Origin of the sequence: Agromyces larvae (assembly GCF_022811705.1) — a bacterium.
GTDB classification, from domain to species: domain Bacteria; phylum Actinomycetota; class Actinomycetes; order Actinomycetales; family Microbacteriaceae; genus Agromyces; species Agromyces larvae.
The window spans coordinates 2,278,166-2,295,520 of sequence record NZ_CP094528.1; the positions used below are offsets into that span (position 1 = coordinate 2,278,166).

The 17,355-nt window shown below is 65.6% G+C and carries 13 protein-coding genes; 6 read left to right on the plus strand and 7 right to left on the minus strand.

Annotated features, from left to right (window positions below; translation table 11 throughout):
• The first annotated feature begins 1 nt into the window (after position 1).
• From MTO99_RS11140 to MTO99_RS11160, 5 genes are all read left to right on the plus strand, one after another.
• A complete protein-coding gene (locus MTO99_RS11140; protein WP_243553677.1) occupies positions 2 to 820 on the plus strand; it encodes a WecB/TagA/CpsF family glycosyltransferase in 819 nt (272 codons plus the stop codon).
• Positions 817 to 1,806: a glycosyltransferase gene (locus MTO99_RS11145; protein ID WP_243553678.1), complete on the plus strand. Its 990-nt coding sequence runs from the start codon at positions 817 to 819 to the stop codon at positions 1,804 to 1,806. The genes MTO99_RS11140 and MTO99_RS11145 overlap by 4 nt, the downstream gene beginning before the upstream one ends.
• Entirely contained in the window at positions 1,803 to 3,506 is a 1,704-nt protein-coding gene (locus MTO99_RS11150) for a GMC oxidoreductase (protein ID WP_243553679.1), read from the plus strand. Before MTO99_RS11145 ends, MTO99_RS11150 begins: the two co-directional genes overlap by 4 nt.
• Before the next feature lie 170 nt (positions 3,507 to 3,676).
• Positions 3,677 to 5,311: a glycosyltransferase family 2 protein gene (locus MTO99_RS11155; protein ID WP_243553680.1), complete on the plus strand. Its 1,635-nt coding sequence runs from the start codon at positions 3,677 to 3,679 to the stop codon at positions 5,309 to 5,311.
• Between the two features lie 29 nt (positions 5,312 to 5,340).
• Positions 5,341 to 6,582 (plus strand): glycosyltransferase family 4 protein, encoded by a 1,242-nt coding sequence (locus MTO99_RS11160; protein ID WP_243553681.1) that lies wholly within the window; start codon positions 5,341 to 5,343, stop codon positions 6,580 to 6,582.
• Positions 6,583 to 6,625: 43 nt separating this feature from the next.
• Here the strand turns inward: MTO99_RS11160 and MTO99_RS11165 are convergent, their stop codons facing one another.
• From MTO99_RS11165 to MTO99_RS11175, 3 genes are all read right to left on the minus strand, one after another.
• Positions 6,626 to 7,915: an O-antigen ligase family protein gene (locus MTO99_RS11165; protein WP_243553682.1), complete on the minus strand. Its 1,290-nt coding sequence runs from the start codon at positions 7,913 to 7,915 to the stop codon at positions 6,626 to 6,628.
• A gap of 94 nt (positions 7,916 to 8,009) precedes the next feature.
• A complete protein-coding gene (locus MTO99_RS11170; protein WP_243553683.1) occupies positions 8,010 to 8,759 on the minus strand; it encodes a YveK family protein in 750 nt (249 codons plus the stop codon).
• Positions 8,756 to 9,454 carry a hypothetical protein gene (locus MTO99_RS11175; RefSeq protein WP_243553684.1) on the minus strand — a complete coding sequence of 233 codons (699 nt, stop codon included), beginning with the start codon at positions 9,452 to 9,454 and terminating at the stop codon, positions 8,756 to 8,758. The genes MTO99_RS11170 and MTO99_RS11175 overlap by 4 nt, the downstream gene beginning before the upstream one ends.
• A 288-nt stretch (positions 9,455 to 9,742) precedes the next feature.
• Here MTO99_RS11175 and MTO99_RS11180 point away from each other — a divergent pair, with 288 nt between their 5' ends.
• Positions 9,743 to 11,578, plus strand: coding sequence for a DUF4082 domain-containing protein (locus MTO99_RS11180; protein WP_243553685.1), 1,836 nt, complete (start codon positions 9,743 to 9,745; stop codon positions 11,576 to 11,578).
• 112 nt (positions 11,579 to 11,690) lie between these two features.
• Here the strand turns inward: MTO99_RS11180 and MTO99_RS11185 are convergent, their stop codons facing one another.
• The 4 genes from MTO99_RS11185 to MTO99_RS11200 all read right to left on the minus strand — a co-directional run bounded on the left by MTO99_RS11185 (position 11,691) and on the right by MTO99_RS11200 (position 17,331).
• A complete protein-coding gene (locus MTO99_RS11185) occupies positions 11,691 to 12,863 on the minus strand; it encodes a glycosyltransferase (RefSeq protein ID WP_243553686.1) in 1,173 nt (390 codons plus the stop codon).
• Positions 12,853 to 14,163, minus strand: a complete 1,311-nt coding sequence (locus MTO99_RS11190; RefSeq protein ID WP_243553687.1) for a glycosyltransferase — start codon at positions 14,161 to 14,163, stop codon at positions 12,853 to 12,855. Before MTO99_RS11190 ends, MTO99_RS11185 begins: the two co-directional genes overlap by 11 nt.
• 223 nt (positions 14,164 to 14,386) lie before the next feature.
• Complete coding sequence (locus MTO99_RS11195; RefSeq protein ID WP_243553688.1) at positions 14,387 to 15,541, minus strand: acyltransferase family protein; 1,155 nt, start codon at positions 15,539 to 15,541, stop codon at positions 14,387 to 14,389.
• On the minus strand, positions 15,538 to 17,331 hold the full coding sequence (locus MTO99_RS11200) for an ABC transporter ATP-binding protein (protein ID WP_243553689.1): 1,794 nt from the start codon (positions 17,329 to 17,331) through the stop codon (positions 15,538 to 15,540). The genes MTO99_RS11195 and MTO99_RS11200 overlap by 4 nt, the downstream gene beginning before the upstream one ends.
• Between the last annotated feature and the right edge of the window lie 24 nt (positions 17,332 to 17,355).

Consider the following 17,355-nt stretch of genomic DNA (forward strand, 5'->3'; position numbering starts at 1 on the left):
GATGACGTTGATCGAGCGCCGCGAGGCGGAGCCGGGTGCGGCATCCGCGATCCGACGGGTGCGCCTCGGCGGCGTACCGGTCGACCTGTGCTCGCTCGACGAGGCGGTCGAGCTGGTCTCCCGCCGCGCGACGTCGGGCGGCGACCGACCGCTGGCCGTCGTCTCGGTGAATCTCGACCACCTGCACCACTTCGGCGACGGGCGTGCGCTCAACGGCGCGTTCGGCCTGCGCGAGGGCCGACGCAGCGCGATCGAGTGGCTCCACCTGATCGACGGCGCGCCGATCGCCGCCCACGCGCAGCGGCTCACCGGTCGGCCGCACCCGCGGCTGGCCGGCAGCGACCTCATCGCGCCGGTGCTCGAACGGGCCGAACGCGAGGGCGCCGCCATCGGATTCCTCGGCGGATCGCCCGACACGCACGCCGCGCTGTCCGAGTCGCTCCGCGAGCACTACCCGCGGCTCCGCGTCGCCGGGCTCTGGGCGCCCGATCGCGCCGACCTGCTCGACGCCGACCGGTCGGCCGACCTGGCCGCCGAGATCGCCGCCGCCCAGGTGTCCGTGCTCGTCGTCTGCCTCGGCAAGCCGCGCCAAGAGCTCTGGATCGACCGCTTCGGCGCCGAGACCGGAGCGAACGTGCTGCTCGCATTCGGCGCGGTCGTCGACTTCCTCGCCGGGCGGGTGAGCCGTGCCCCGACGTGGGTCGCCGACGCGGGACTCGAATGGGCCTGGCGGCTCGCGCTCGAACCGCGGCGACTCTTCAGACGCTACGTCGTCCAGGGGCCGGGCGCGTACGCGATGCTCCGACGAGCAGGGACATGACGATGAGAGCGGCTGCTCGGCTCGAGTCAGCGGTCGACCTCGCTCTTCCGAGCGATGGCGCCGTCCTTCAGTCGTTCTCGCCCGCGTGGGCCGTCGACGTGCGCGGGCGCGCGGCCAACGCTCGTGGCGCGATCATCATTCCCGCACACAACGAGGAAGCAGTGATCGACCGCACGCTGCGCTCGATCACTCGATTGGGCGGACTGCCGGGCATCGAGGTCATCGTGGTGTGCAACGGATGCTCCGACGGCACCGCGGCGGCCGCGCGCCGGCATCCGGGAATCCGTGTCCTCGAGATCACGACCGCGTCGAAGACCGCCGCCATGAACGCCGGGGACGCTGCTGCCAGCAGGTGGCCGCGACTCTACCTGGACGCTGATATCGACATCGAGCCGGTGACCGTGCTCACTCTCTTCGACGCACTCGCCGAAGGTGGAGCGCTGGCGGCTCGTCCCTACTTCGCTTACGACATCGGCGATGCTTCCGCACCCGTGCGGGCCTACTATCGCGCACGCAGCCGCATCCCCGCACCTGCGACCAGACTCTGGGGAGCGGGAGGCTATGCGGCGAACGAGATCGGACACCGCCGTTTCGGGGTGTTCGCGTCGGTGACGGCAGACGACTCGTGGTTCGACGAACAGTTCGAGGAGGAAGAGAAGCTGGTGGTCCCTGCACCGCCGATGCGGGTACGCACACCACGCGACATGCACAGCCTCCTCGCTGTGCTCGCCCGCCAGCACCGCGGCCATGTAGAACTCGGGATCCCCTCGGCGGCGCAGAAGCGTGTCCGAGCTGTGCTCGCCTCGATTCGAGGCCCTCGGAGCGCGATCGACGCATGCTGGTATCTCGCTCTGACGGCGATCGCCCGCCGCCCGTCCGCGTGGATCATGCGGCGGCGCGAAGTCGTGTGGGAGCGGGATGCATCAACCCGCGTAGGGCGCCCCCGTGCGACACCGCAGACCCACAACGACGAGGCCCGACGATGACACTGCTCCGATCCTGGACGGAGCCGCCCGGTGACGTGGACTGCTGCGTCATCGGCGCCGGCCCCGTCGGGCTCGCATTCGCGATGGCGGCCGCGGAGGCCGGGCTCACCGTCTTGCTCGTGGACGCGGGTACAGAGCGCTCCGCGGCGCGAGACATCCGGCCGCACTCCGGCCAGCGGACGGAGATCCTCGATCCGGCCCGCCACGCGCCGCTCCAGCAGACCGTTCGACGCGGGGTCGGTGGCACGTCGTCGATCTGGGGAGGTCGATGCGTACCATTCGAGCCGATCGACTTCGAGGAGCGCGACTACGTACCCGACAGCGCGTGGCCGATCGATGCTCGCGATGTCGAGCCGTATGTCGAAACGGCAGCGCGGTTCCTCGACTGCGGCGCATCCGTCTTTCGGTCGGATCAACCGGATTGGAATGGCCTCGGCGACATCCACATGTCGAATCTCGAGCGTTGGGCACGCCAGCCAAAGTTCGCCACCCGACTCGGCCGAAGGGTCATCGATCACCCCAATGTGACGGCTCTGCTCGACACACGCCTGGTCGACGCGGATTTCGCTGCAGACGGAAAGGTCGCGCGCCTCGTCGTCGAGCGGGCAGGCACTCAGATGCGCCTTCGGGCTCGATCGTATGTGCTCGCTTTAGGGGGTCTGGAGACCACCCGTTTCCTGCTCGAGCAGCAGCGTCGGCGGCCCGACTCATTCGGCGGCCCGGACGGACCACTCGGGCGGTATTACATGGGTCATCTGACTGGAAGCATCGCCGACATCGTGCTCGACGATCCTGCCCGCGCCGCCGACCTCGACTTCGTCCTCGACGAGCACGACACGTACGTCCGGCGTCGGTTCTCGTTCAGCGAGGAGGCCCAGCGCAAGCACCGGGTGCTGAACACGGCCTTCTACCTCGACAACCCGCCATTCTACGAGCACGAGCACCGCAACCCCACACTCTCCCTCGTATTCCTCGGGCTGATCCTGCGGCCGATCGGCCGCCGTATTCTCGCGGAGGGAATCCGCCTTCGCCACATCGGTCGGCCGCCGTACCGGATCTCCGCGCACCTGCGGAACGTCCTTCGCAAGCCGTGGCGCGCGGTCGGCGATGTTCTCGACATCCTGCGCCGACGATACCTGTCGTCCGTCCGGAAGCCCGGGTTCATCCTGCGGAACGACCGAGGCCGGTATGGCCTGCACTATCATGCCGAACAGCTGCCGTTCGCTGACAGTCGGCTGACCATGGCTACGGCTCCGGACGGCACGCCGGTCCTCCGAGTCGACTACCGGTATCAGGAGGAGGACATCGATTCCTTACTTCGGTGCCACCAGCTGCTCGACGAGCGGCTCCGCGAGTCCGGAATCGGGCGACTGGAGTATCTCGCTGCCGACCCGGCGGGTGTACGTGAGTCCGCGTGGGAGCAGACGACTGACGGCTTCCACAGCATCGGCACAACGCGCATGGGTTTCGACCCGACGGATGGAGTCGTAGACCGCGACTGCCGTACGTTCTGGTCGTCCAACCTCTTCATCGCGTCGAGCAGCGTGTTCCGGACCGCCGGCGAAGCGAACCCGACGTTCCTCGCCGCGTGCCTCGGTGTGCGGCTCGCGAATCATCTGTCCGGGGTGTCGAGGCGCTCGACCGACGAAACCTGCCCGGGAGATGCGCACGAGCAGCAAACGAATGCGGTCCGCTCGTGATGGAGTCAATCGACGCGGCTCCGTTCACTGCGCCGCGCGCAGCAACCGAGCGCGAGAGCGGTGGACGTTCACGACGCGACATGGCGTCACCCACGAGCGAAGCGGCCGGGGGACGAACAGCGGCCACTGCGGCCCGCTTCGCTGGTGCTGATGAGCACGCCGATGTCACGGTGATCATCGTCACCTATCAGAGCGCGAACGATCTCGCTACGCTCATTACATCGCTGCGAGCCGAGGCCCAACAGCAACGTGTCCGCGTCATCGTCGCGGACAATTCATCGCAGGACGAGACACTCCACGTCGCGCGCGAGTTCGACGATGTCGTCGTCTTCGAGACGGGTGGCAACCTCGGCTACGCCGGTGGCATCAACATCGCGCTCGGGCAGGTCGGCGAAACCGATTCCATCCTCGTGCTCAATCCCGACCTCGTCGTGGAACCCGGATGCCTCCTTCGGCTCCGAGAGCGGATGCGCACAACTGGGGCAGGGTTGGTCGTCCCGCGAATACTCGAGGCTGACGGTGGACACTTCATCTCGCTCCGTCGCGAACCAACCGTCGCGCGCGCAGTCGGCGATGCCGCCTTCGGAGTCGCCTTCGGGAGCAGGCCGACCGCCTGGAGCGAATGGGTTCTTCGACCTGACGAATACGCTGCACCGCATCGCATTGAATGGGCGACAGGCGCGGCACTGCTCATCGATGCACGCGTCGCCGACGAAATTGGCTCGTGGGACGAGCGATTCTTCCTCTACTCGGAGGAGACCGACTACTTTCGACGTGTTCGTGAGGCGGGGTATCACGTCTGGTACGAGCCGGCCGCCGTTGTGCGCCATTCCCGACATGGCTCGGGTGTCTCGATGGATCTCGAGCGCCTGATCGCCGTGAATCGCCTCCGCTATATGCGGAAACACGCAAGCCCGCTCAGGTCGGCGATCTATCGGGGTGTCATCGTGATGCACCAGATCGTGCGAGCCGACAAACCCGTCTATCGGGCGATGCTTCGTGCAGTCGTGTTCGAGTCGTCGTGGACATCGCTCCCGAGGGCGCGACGATACCCGCCTCGCGAACGCTACGCGCAGGCGACCGGCGTCATCATCATCGACGCCCGGGACCGCGAATCGGATGTCGAGCGTGTGCTGAAGGTGCTCAGGCCATTCACGGCCGGCTCCCCCGTCGGCATCTTCATCATCGGCGACCTCAAACTCGCTCACGCGAGCCGACTCGATCCCGCGGCGCTGCCTACCGGCGTGACGATCATCGACGACCCACCGGTTGGCCGAACGCTCCTCGATGTCGTGGAGACGGTCTCCGGGGGATGGCCCCGAGTGGTGGTGGATGCCCGCGCGGACGTTTCGTCGGCGGCAATCCTCGACACGCTCGACTTCCTCCGAGATGCCGACCTCGAGCATGCGAGCGCTCACCCTCCGACCGCGTGGGATGTCGCAGCAGCATCCTGGGTCGTCCGGTCCTACCTTCGGGCTCGGGCTCGCGTCTGCGGCGCCACGGATCCAGTACGCGATACCGCCGTCAGCGGGTTCACCGCGGGTGATCACGGAAGTGCTGCTTCGCAGATTGTGGAGACGGATCTCGTGCTCGTTCCCGCGCCTCGCACCACGCGCGCCCTCTTCGGGACACTCAAGCGGACTGGTGCCGTAGCGCCACCGACAAGACCCGCTGGCGCACGTGCGGGAGCGCTCGCCGGCATATTCGGTACGGTTCGAGGGCCTTTCTCGTTGGTCGATGCCGCGGTCTTCACGCTGCTGACCACGGTTTCCCGCTCTCGGAGAACGATCGGTCACGAGTCATGACGAGTCCCGGGGAGGCGGCGGAATCGACCGTGAAACGAGACGGTGTCAGCGAACGCCGTGTACGCAAGATCCTCCTGATCGCGCCGGCGTGCGACGGCGAGGACATCAGCGAAGCATGGAACGCGTTCCAGTGGGCCAGGCTGCTGTCGGAACGGTTCGAGTTGACAGTGATCGCCTCGTACAAGAAGGGGCACACCCCGCTCTCGAAGCAGCTGTCCAACGCTCGCGTCATCGAATGGAGTGAGCCGCCATTCGTCAGCAGGTTCGAAAGACTCAACAGCCTCATGCAGCCGGGGTACGCACCGTTCTATTTTCGGGCACGCCGCTGGATCCGGCGCCAGCTCGCCTCTGGCGAGCAGTTCGACCTCGCGCACCAAGTGGTCCCCGTTGCCATGAGGTATCCGTCTCCGGCGGCCGGCTTGGGCATCCCGTTCGTCATCGGTCCGGTGGGGGGAAGCCTGCTGTCACCACCCGCGTTCGTCTGTGAAGAGGGGGCGACTCCCTGGTATCAGAGGCTGCGGGGCATCGACCGATTCCGGCTGAAACACGATCGCTCCTTGCGCGCGACCTATGAGTCCGCGGACTGTGTCGTCGGAATCGCGCCCTACGTACGCGACGTTCTATCGGATAGTCCGATCCGTCGCTTCGAATCGATGAGCGAAGTCGCATTGCATGAGGTACAGCCCCCGATCGATCGGGCCAGGCGAGCCGGCCCGGTCCGACTCCTGCACGTCGGACGAACCATCCGAACGAAAGGATTGCGCGACGTTATCCGAGCTCTCGCAGAGCTGCGGGACCTTTCCTTGGTCCTCGACGTACTCGGCGACGGCAATGATCGCGCAGCTTGTGAAGCACTCGTCCACGAGCTCGGCCTCGGTGACCGCGTTACATTCCATGGAATGGTCGCGCGCGCTGCGGTTGACGAGTTCTATCGCGAGGCCGATATCTTCGTGTTCCCGAGCTACCGCGAGCCTGGTGGCGGCGTCGTGCTCGAGGCCCTGTCGCACGGCCTCCCGCTCATCCTCGCTGATCGAGGGGGGCCTGCGGCATTCGTTGACGACGCCAGCGCGATCAGGGTCCCTGCCGTCACTCCCGAACAACTCGCCCGCGACTGCGCCGCGGCCATTCGGAGCCTGGTGGAGGATCCGGCGCTCAGAATCCGCATGGGCGAGGCTGCGCGATCGCACGCCGCGAGCCATCATTTGTGGAGGCATCGACTCGACCAAATGGGCCGATACTACGAGCAAGTAGCGCGGCCCGTGAGCCAGTAGTGTCGGGGTGGTCTCGAGATCAGGCCGCGTGAACTCGTTGTCGTCAGTTCAACGCGGTCGTGGGAAACGGCGCAGCCGAAGTCATCGAGTGATCAGCTTCCCCTATTGTGCGCAACGCACCGCACAGTCCAGCCACGAGGAAGAAGAGCCCGGCGGCGATCGGAAACGATAGGCCGTCGAAGAACGCGAAGAGCACTCCGAGCGACAAGACGGATGTCGAGAATGCGCTACCGAGAACCATCACATCAGCATGCCGAGAACGCTTCCTGGCACTGAACGCGCTCCAAATCGCCGCAAGGAAGATCGCAGCCAACGCGAGAACGCCAAGGATGCCCAGTTCGACGGTCGTGAGCACCCACTGATTGTCGAAGATGTAGTACCGGGGAAGAAACGTACCGAAGCCGGCACCGAACCAGGGGCTCGTCAGAATGAACTCGGGCGCTCGCGCGAGACCGTCTGTGCGTGAGGTCGTGCTCGCGTCAGTCCCCGACTCGGCGAACAGCCGGACCAGCATCGTGAACAAGCCAGGCACCGCCACGACGATTCCGCCGGCGATCACAGCTCCGCCGAGCACGACCACCAGACGATACGCTCGCGGCACCGCGTGAATCATTCCGATTACCGCGACGGCGAAACCGATGATCGCCGAGCGAGAGACGGCGAGCAGCGACGAAACCGAAATGAAGACCACTGGCAACCACCAGCCCCATGCTCCCTGCTGGTTGTCCTGGCGGAACCCCTTCGCCAGAAGGACCGCGATCGCGATTGGTAATGCCGCACTCAGCGCGGCGGCGTACTCGAGCGGGTGCGTGGCCGTGCCGACCGCTCTGGTAAAGTCGCCGCGCGCATCGACGCCCCCCCACGAGACTTCGAGCCCGGGGATTGAGCCGAAGAAGTCGACCAGGACCCGTCCGGTCACGAATTGGACCATGCCGAGGAGCGCGAGCAGACTCACGATGATCGTCATGCGCCGCACGAGCGTGGTCAGATCACGAATGGTACGAACGCCCTCGAGCGCGACAAGGAGCACTCCGGCCCACGCGAACAACCGGAACATCGAAGTCGACGCTGGACTGACCTGATCGAACGGCTGGCCGCGCAGCAATGCGCTCGCATAGCTCACGAGGGCGACAATGAGGAGCGCGCCCAACGCCGTACGCACTGGTTGCGGTACGCGAGAAACGGCGTAGCTCGGCGCTTGAAGTCGAGCCATCACCCACCAGGCGAACAAGAGAAGTCCCCAGAGCATCGACGGTCGCCCGAGCGAGCCGAGCGGCTCGATCACGACGTTCGATGGAATCGCGAGCAACAGCACGAGGTAGACCGTGAGCATCGTCACCGCGTTCGCTCGGTGCGGACGACCGAAGCCACGATGCTCTACGGCCGGAACTGGACGCCACTCGCCCTTCATCGATGACAATGTCGTCTCACTCGTCTCGACGAACGGATCTCACTGGCTCGAGCGTGTCATATCCGGTTTCCACGGAGTCCTCGAACTCCAACCCATCCGCCGACCACGAATCGGCCGGGCCCCGCACGGTGGTTTCGTCGGTCGAGTCGTCGGGAGAACGACGCCGTCGGGAACGGGCGACGATCAGTCCGTCGACGAGCGCTGCAACGAATGCCGACAACACCACCGGAATGGCCCCCGCCGCGACCGTGACCATCATGCGTTCCTTCTGGCGGAGCACGCTCTCCGAGTCGACGGTAATCGGGATCACCGTGATCCGGTCGGGTTCGGGGATTCTCTCTTGAGCCTGCAGATCCTCGAGCACGGTTGAGGTGCGCTTGACGAACAGGTCGAGAACCTGGGCAGCCTCGTCGTCGCTGCGAGCAGTCACCGTGATATTGATCACTGGAGCCGATGTGGTCGGATCACGTCCGACCGCCACTTCAGCACCAGGGAACTCACGTTCAAGGTCATTCAACGCGTTGGTCGACGCGATGCTTCTCACCAGCACATCACCGGCAGGCCCGATACCGCCGATGTACAGGTAGGGGTTATCTCCATCAGGAACGCTCGATTCCCCTGGAAGGAGGAGTTGGCTCGCGCTCCGCTCGTACGTCGGCTGCACGACGGACCACGCCACAATCGCGAGAACCGCTCCGATCACCACGCCCGCAAGCGGGATATACCAGCGCCGCGCAATTGCGCGGACGACATCATACGGGTTCATGCGACTCCCTCGAGGATGGCTTCTCGACCGCCGCGACGGCGTCGCCGCCTCGCTGCGCGGCCAGACGCCAAGCGTTCCCAGATGACCGCAACCCAAGCGGACACGAGCACTACCGCCGCGAGCAGAGCGCCGATTGCAGCGAGCACGGCTGTGCGGCCCGGTATGACATGTTCGATCGACTTGGTGAGCGGTTCGACAACGAGGTTGATGCGCTGATCCGCCGGGATGTTCATCGACGCCTGCTGTTCCTCGGCGACTTCACCGATTCTCGAGATCAGCTTCGCCTGCATAGATTCAACCCACTCCTCGCTCCGCCCGACGATCTGCAACTCGATCTCTGCCCTCGAGTAGCTCTTCGTCCACTGCCCGCCCCATTTCGGAAGGTTCACGAGAACGCCTTCGCGGACTCCTGCGCCGTAATACGGCGCATCGGAATTCGCATACGACGCCGGTTCGCGGCCGTTATTGATCACCTTGGCCACCGAGGCCGCGAACCCGATGACGCTGTCGTCGGTTGTGCCGTTATACGGCGAAAGCGTCTGCATGTTCGGGAACATGAACGAGACCACGGTCCGGGTCGAATACGATCCGCTGTCGTGAACTAATGACACAGCCAAGATCACGCCGACCACCGACACCGCAGCGACGGCATACCACCGACGCACCATCGCGACGAGGACCTCTCGAAAGATCACGGAGTCCTTGTTTCCTCACTACTCGGGATGCAGCGGGACTGTCACTCTCGTGCACCAAGCCGGACAATCGGACCACCGAATGACCCGTCGCAGGAAGGACCTTCGACGGCGAGACAGCGATCTGGACGCCACTGGGAGCGGCTGGTACCGTAACGCTTGCCCTACCGCAATTCTACGGCACCGAGCACCCGACGGTGATACACGGAAGGGTCTGGCATGCATCCACGACACGCCGCTCGAGCTCCGAGAACAACTTGGCAGCGAATCGGAGCGGTCGGACTCGGGTTGATGGCGCTGATCGGGACTTCCGTGGTCGTGCCCGCCCTCGCTACACCGGCAACCGTTGGATTGTTCAGCGAAAGCGTCCGCCCGACGACCCCTGTCGAATCGGAGCCGTACACCGTGGAACTCGGGGTGACGCTCTCGAGCGATCGCCCCGGTACCCTCACTGGCGTCCAGTTCTACCGCAGCGCGGCGCAACACGGGTCGTACGCTGCCACCGTGTGGTCCTCGCACGGTCGTCGAATCGCCCAAGCGACGTTCCCGAAGTCATCCACCCCGGGGTGGCAGACCGCGGCGCTCGACCGGCCGGTACGGCTCGCTGCCGGTGAGACGATCACCGTCTCGTACCTCGCCTCCGGAGGCCACTTCGCGGTGTCTGGAAAGACGTACGCCAAGACCTATCGCAAGAATGGGCTGACGGTGCCTCGCGGCGGAGGCATGTTCCGGTATGGGAGAGGCTTCCCAACCTTGAGTTATCACGGGCCCAACTATCTCGTCGATGTGGTGTTCGCTCCGGGTCCGGTGCCGACTCCGAGACCGACTGCCACGAAACGTCCCACCACGCCCACGCCCACGCCGACACCGAAGCCAGCACCAGCACCGTCACCGACACCCACGCCGACACCGAGCGTTGATCCGTCGCCCACAGCTGCTCCTTCGAATCCGCAGCCCAACGAGCTCAACCTCCCGCACGTGCCGTGGGAAGGCGGGTCCGAATACTGGGCGCAATTCCCCGCCGCAACCGACTGGGCGGACTCGTCGTTCTTCCCCATCGGGGTCTGGTGGGGAAATGTGAGCAGCGCCGATGAAGTCAATTGGGACAAAGCCCACGGCATCAACTTCTACGCAGGAATGTGGGAAGGCACAGACTTCTCCCTCTTCGAAGAGGGCGGCGTGTACTGGGTCGGGCCGAAACTGAACAACACGTTCAAGGAGACTTCGCGCTATTGGCCCGGCGTGTTCATGGACGACGAGGTCGACGGTTGGTCGGACACTCCAGCGGACGGATTCGCACACCTGCAGGCGATCAAAGACCGCTGGGCTGCGAGCGGCAAGTTCCTGTATGCCAACTACACGAGCCTGGTGATCGGCCCAGACATGGTGCTGAAAGACCAGCAACGTTACGTCAACGAATTCACCGATGCCGTGTCCGTGGATCTCTATTGGTACACCGCCCCATACTGCGACTTCCAGCCGTACCGGGGGTGGTTGCTCGCCGATCCAGTCGAGCTGGGTGCGTGCCACACGTCCTCGAGCTATGGCAAGACAGTCAACGGGCTGACGCAGCGTGACGCGGCAGATGGAACGCTGCAACCGCGTTGGAACTACATCGAACTCCTGGACCCATCCGATCCGTACTACGACTACGACCTCACGATTTCGCCCGACCAGATCAAAGGCGCCGCCATGAACTCGATCATCAACGAAGCTCGCGGCCTGATCTACTTCAACCAATCCTTCCAAGGTCCCTGCCCGTCGGGCATGGCCATCCGGGACGCGCAGACGAAGGGCGCGAAATGGTGCGGGTACAGGCAAATCGAAGCGATGGGTGAAGTCAACAACTTCGTGAAGAGCCTCGCGCGGGTACTGAACACACAGTCATACGAATGGAGCTTCGGGAGCGGTCTCGACACGATGCTCAAGGCGTACGACGGCAGTGCGTACATCTTTGCGATGACCGACGGAACGACCGGGAGCCGCTCCTTCAAGCTCCCTGCGGGCATCGACGGCAAGACGGTGGAGGTGGTTGGCGAGAGCCGCACGCTCTCCGTCTCGGACGGCTCGTTCACCGACGCCTTCCCGAACGAGTACACGTACCACGTGTACAAGATCGCGCTCTGAGCCGCACGAGCTGCTGGGTTTGCGAGAACCGCCTCAGCAGGCATCCGCGGTTCCCGCGCATCGGCGGAGTGATCGACCACCGCGATGGACGAACGCGGCGGCCGACTTCCGGTCAGGCTCTCCCGTCCCCGCGCAGACCGGCGAACACCGCCGCCCGGTCCGCGAGCGCGAGGAACTCAACCGCTCGTTGGGGCCAGCCATGCCGTTCCGCGAGTTCGATCCGGCTGAGCTCAATGGCCTCGCCCTCGAAACCGACCGCACTCGCCCGGCTGCGCACCGCATCGGCGAACTCTGCTGCGCTCGTCGTCACCGTGACGTGCTCCGTGTCAAGCCAGCGCGACGCCGCGAGATCAGTCGAAACGACGGCGACCCCGGCGGCGAGATACTCGAGGGTCTTCAGCGGAAAGCTCGCTCGGTTGAAATCCGATTCGGCGTACGGGGTGAGTCCGACGCCGATCTCCGCGAGCTGCGCCGCGAGGGCCTGCGAGCCGAGACTGCCCGTCCACTCGACGTCGTCACGGGCGATGAGGGCATCGAGGCGGTCCGAGAACTCGGCCTGACGGTCGAATCGCGGCCCGATCAACCGCAGCGGAACGCCGGAGTCCACGACTGCCTCGAGCGTCGGGAGATCGAGTCGTTCGTTGAGCTGTCCCACCAACCCCGCGATCGCGCGACGCGTGCGTGCGACCCGTTCCACCTTCGGGGCACCGTTCGGCACGATGGCGACCGGTGTGCCCGTCCGGACGCCGAGAGTGTGGACCTGATCGAGGATCGGGGTGGTGATCGCGGCGACGGCGTCGGCCTCTTGCGCGTTGGACGACAGGACGCCCCTGATCCACGATTCGGCATAGCGCATGAGCCCGGCGCTGGCGCCGGCGAGCCAATCGTCGGTCACGTACAGGAGCCGGGGGCCAGGCACGCCGTCGGGAAATCGCATGACTGGATCCGCCACCACGATCGCTCGCGGCACGGTTCCACGGGGAAGGCTCCTGGCGATCACCCGCCGATGGATGACCGCTGTCAGCAGCCTGATCGGCCAGCGCGAGAAACCCGGGGGGGCAGGTACACGAACCCGTTGAAGATTCTCGCCGACCTGCTCGCTCGCGTGTGTCCGGCGCGAACGAAGCCCGGACCACGTGAGCTTCTGCGGCGAGTCGATCCAGATCACGGGACAAAGCGCTGCGAGCGCCTCGGCCATCCTCCGATCGGTTCCCGGAATGTCGTCCCAGCCGACTCCCGCGACCCAGACGATCGGACTCCGGCCGTTCGCGTCGTCAGTGCTCATCCCCGATCCCCTCCTGCCGCCTCCACCGGCCGTCCCGGGCGATGGCCTCGAGCGCTTCGGCGTGGGACGCGACGCACCGCGCCGCGCTGAACCGCTCGACGGCGTCGCCGGCGATCGTCTCCCGATCCGCGAAGTCCATCTCGCGATCGGCGAACGAGGACATCGCAGCGACGAACTCGGCTCGGTTGGCCTGGGGGGCGAATCTGGCCTTCGACATGGTTTCCCAGTTGACAGCGAGCGGGTCGCCGATGGGATTGCGGACCAAGCGGCCCCGTGTCGGTCCGCCCGCGAGCTGCTCGCGCGCGCCGCCGACATCGCTCATGAGCACTGGGACGCCGGCTGCGAGCGCCTCCATGCTCGAGAGCGCCCAACCCTCGAAGAACGAGTCGAGCACGAAAGCATCGGCCGCTGCGAGCAGCACATCGGCTCGACGAGTGCTCCCCCGGAGATGGATCCGGTCGCGGGCGGGCAGCCGTTCGCGGAGCCCGAGCACCTGTTCCGTATACGAGTAGTCGTCTGCTCGGCCGCAGACCAGCAGATGGGCGTTCGCGCGATCGCGAGCGACCTCACCGAACGCGCTGACCAGCCCGTAGGTGTTCTTCTGCATGCTATGCCGTGACAACGACAGGAAGAGGAACTGATCGTCGAGTCCCAGCGCGTCGCGCGCCGCCGCCCGGTCGATTCCCTGAGTGCGCTGTGCGTCGATGCCGTTCACGATCGTCCGCACGCGTGCCGGGTCGATCCGGCTCGATCGGGCGAGGTACTGGGTGCGTACGAGTTCGCTGACGCAGATGACTCCGGAGAGCAGGTCATATCTGTCGACGACTTCCGACTCGGGCATGTCGAAAAGATCGTGCATCCCGTGCAGCACGAGCACCGCCGGAACGCCGAGGACCGCGGCGATCTCCAGGGGGCGCTTCGCATTCCCGTGGACAGCCATCACATCCGGCTTCCAGCGCGTGATCCACGCCTCGGATTCATCCCCGGGATCGGCTACCTCGATGCCCTCCGCCGCGAGCTCCTGGGCGATCGGTCCCAGCCCCCGGGACATCCCGACCGGCGCGAGGAGCACCGCGGCATGCACACCGAAGGCGGGGAGCTGCCGCGCGAGGAACGCGACGAACTCGTCCATTCCGCCGCCGTCGAGCGACTCGGTGACGAGCAGACAGCGGACACCGTCACCGCCGGATACCCCCGCAACCCGATGCACCGTTGCCGACGATGCAGCGGCCGGCCAGACCAGTTCTCCGTCCAGGGCAGTGACGAGCGTCCGATCCCACCCTTCGAGTTCGGGGCCCACGCCTTGCCTCGCCAACACGGGCCTGAGGAGTCTCCGGACGGGCGCAGGAACCCGGTGCGCCGCGCGCTGTGCTGCGCGGATCATTCGCGCGAGCGTGCCGTTCACTCGCGTTCCAGATCCGAACGTCGTGCGGGCATACTCCACTCCGGTCCGTGCTCCGCCGGCGAGACCGTCACGGAGTGGATGCTGTTCCGCGTCCGCTCGAACCGCCCCTTGAGACGCATCATCGGCTGCCCGACGAGATAGTACGAGAGCACCGCGAGGCCGATCGCGAGAAGCACGTGGCCGATGCGCTGGGGTTCCCGATCCAGTCGTCGTGCGGCCGGACGAAGAGCAGAGGCGCGTGCCAGAGGTAGAGCCCGTATGAGATGGTGCCGAACCACCGCAAAGGTCGCCACGAGAGGATCGGAAGGCGCTCGACCCCGGCGATTAGGAGCGCACCGGTGAGCAAGATTGCCAACACGCAGATCCAGTTGCCTGGGTAGAACGGGAGGATCCAGAACGAGCATCCGACGAGCAGCGCCAGCGAACTCCATGCGATCGTCGCGGACACGCGGCGACCCGCGAAGGTCGCCGTACGCCAACCCACGAGGTTCGGCCGGTGGATGAGCAGCACCGCGATGAGACATCCGGTCAGCAGTGCGTAGGCATTCGTGTCGAACGCGTGGTACACCCAATCGGGCGAGAGCACGACGCTTGCCGCCACGCGCCAGACGACGGCGGCACCGAGGATGAGCGCGATCGCAACCAATGGCTCGCGTCGCCTCTGGAGAGCCAAAGTGAGGACGCCGAGGAGAACCAGCGGCCAGAGCAGGTAGAACTGCTCCTCGACGGCGAGCGACCATGTGTGACCGACGACGGACATGCTCGAGCCAGTCGCCGACACGTAGTCGGCGATGTAGGCGATGGACGCGAGCGCGTGCCCCCAGTAGGACACGCGCGTCGGATCCTGGAACACCGTCAGGATCACGAGCGTGACGGCGACGAGCAACAGAAATGCCGGAAGCAGTCGAATGATCCGACGCATGTAGAACGCCTTGAAGTCGATCCGCCCGGTCGCCCGGAATTCGCTCACAAGCAGCGTCGTGATGAGGTAGCCCGAGAGGACGAAGAACACGGTCACGCCGATCGCGCCGCCCGCGCGCACCTTGCCGATGTCGTAATGGCACAACACGGCGATCCCGCGCAGACCATCAAGACCCGGGACGCGCACAGACTCCCGCGCGCCCCGCACCGCATCCGTGCCAGCGTCCTCCGGATTCGCAAGCGAAAGGACTCTCGAAGCGCCGCTGCCGAAGATCCGGATGCGGTTGAGGACCCGAGAATTCGCGCGCGGCTCCGCTGGGGTCCCGGATTCCGCCGGCCCGCCCACGCTCACTTGAGGCTCCCCAGTTTCACCAGTCGAGCGAAGTCATCGTTCAGAAGCTGGAGCTCGTCGAACCCGCCTGCCGCTGCGACGCGACCGTCCTGCAGGAAGATCACTTCGTTGCAGTCCCGGACCGTCGAGAGGCGGTGCGCGATGATGACGATCGTGACAGTGCCATGCAAGTTGGCGATGGTCTCCGAGATCCTCTGTTCGGTCTCGTTGTCGAGCGCCGAAGTCGCCTCGTCGAGCACGAGCAGCTGCGGCTTGGTGTAGAGCGCGCGCGCGATGCCAATGCGCTGCCGCTGTCCGCCTGACAGGCGGATGCCACGCTCGCCGATGAAGGTGTCGAGGCCCTCCGGGAGTTGGGCCACGAGTTCCGTCAGCTGCGCTCCGTCGATCGCTTCGGCAAGACGCACCGGGTCGACGTCTTCGGGCTCCTCACCGAACGCGATGTTCGCACGCAGACTATCGTCGAGCAGATAGACCTCCTGGGGGACGAGGCCGACGCTCTGCTGCCACGCCGGGAGCATGTCGTGGATCTCGATGCCGTCAGCGCGGATCGTCCCGCTCTCGGGCGCGTAGAGACCGAGAAGGAGGTCGACGATGGTGCTCTTGCCGGCTCCGCTCGGGCCGACGAGCGCAACCGATTCGCCCACCGGGACCGTGATCGACACGTTATCGACCGCCGGGCGCTCGCGGCCGTCATGTGTGAACGTCACGTTGTCGAATCGTACATCGCGGCGCAACCTCGCGAAGGGGGCCGTGACCTGATCATCTGCGGCCTCGTTCTCCTCCGCGAGTTCAGCGTCGCGGAGGTCGGCGAGCACAACCTCATAGGAGGGGCGTCCCAGTCGAACGGTACTCATCGACGACACGAGGCGGGTCACGCTCGGGAGCAGACGGAAACCAGCGGCGGTGAGCGCAGCGAGCGCGCTCACCGACTCGGCAGGAGTCATCGTCGCGAAGATGTAGAGACTGATACCGGCGATGCCCAGGATGAAGGCAACCTCGAACAGATACTTGGGGAGTTCGCCCAGGAAGGCAGCGGTATGTTCGGCCGCCGCGTAGTCGTGGCGTGCTCGGCTGTAGCGGCGCAGGAAGTACGGAGCCTTGTGCCGGATGCGAATCTCCTTGATACCACCGAGCGCATGCATCGCCCCTTCGTAAACCCGGGCGATGGATGAGATCAACCGCGTCCCGGCGTGTTTGGCCGCCGGACGCACGACCGAATAGAACAGCGCGACGATGAGGAGGAAGTAGGCGAGGAGGAGGAATGCGGGAACCGGAACGAGTATGACGAGAGTGATCGAGACGGCGATGATCGTCACAAGTTCGCTGATGATGTTCATCACGCCGATCACGCTCTGCTTGAAGACGACGTGCACGGCATCGTTGATGACTCTGATGAAATCGGCGGAACTCCGCTTCAGATGCAACCCGTACGGTGCGTTCAAGAAGTAGCGGAGCAATCGGGTCGACATCTCGGCTTCTTCGCGCCCCAGGAACCCCAGCAGCCACCAGCGGAATCCGATCACCGCGACGCCCTTCAGGAAGAAGGCGCCGAACGTGATGATGGCGAGGTACATCGCCAGCGTCTCGCGGCCAGGACTGCCGAAGAGTTCATCGAGCCATCGGAGCACCCCCTGGTCGACGGCGGCACCGCTCAGCAACTGCATAAGGGGGACAATGAGGGCCACACCCGCAGCGTCCGCGAATCCTGTCGCCACCGTGCCGAGCGTGCCGAGCGTGAGCCTGTGCCTCGTCGGGGCGGAGAACAGCAGTCGGAAGGTCGAGCGTTTCATCGGGGCTCCTCGAGGCTGGGGGAC

Coding starts and splice junctions, on each gene's coding strand:
- MTO99_RS11140 (WP_243553677.1), top strand. CDS start 2: ATGACGTTGATCGAGCGCCGCGAGGCGGAGCCGGGTGCGGCATCCGCG.
- MTO99_RS11145 (WP_243553678.1), top strand. CDS start 817: ATGACGATGAGAGCGGCTGCTCGGCTCGAGTCAGCGGTCGACCTCGCT.
- MTO99_RS11150 (WP_243553679.1), top strand. CDS start 1,803: ATGACACTGCTCCGATCCTGGACGGAGCCGCCCGGTGACGTGGACTGC.
- MTO99_RS11165 (WP_243553682.1), bottom strand. CDS start 7,915: ATGCTCACGGTCTACCTCGTGCTGTTGCTCGCGATTCCATCGAACGTC.
- MTO99_RS11170 (WP_243553683.1), bottom strand. CDS start 8,759: ATGAACCCGTATGATGTCGTCCGCGCAATTGCGCGGCGCTGGTATATC.
- MTO99_RS11180 (WP_243553685.1), top strand. CDS start 9,743: ATGGCGCTGATCGGGACTTCCGTGGTCGTGCCCGCCCTCGCTACACCG.
- MTO99_RS11185 (WP_243553686.1), bottom strand. CDS start 12,863: ATGAGCACTGACGACGCGAACGGCCGGAGTCCGATCGTCTGGGTCGCG.
- MTO99_RS11200 (WP_243553689.1), bottom strand. CDS start 17,331: ATGAAACGCTCGACCTTCCGACTGCTGTTCTCCGCCCCGACGAGGCAC.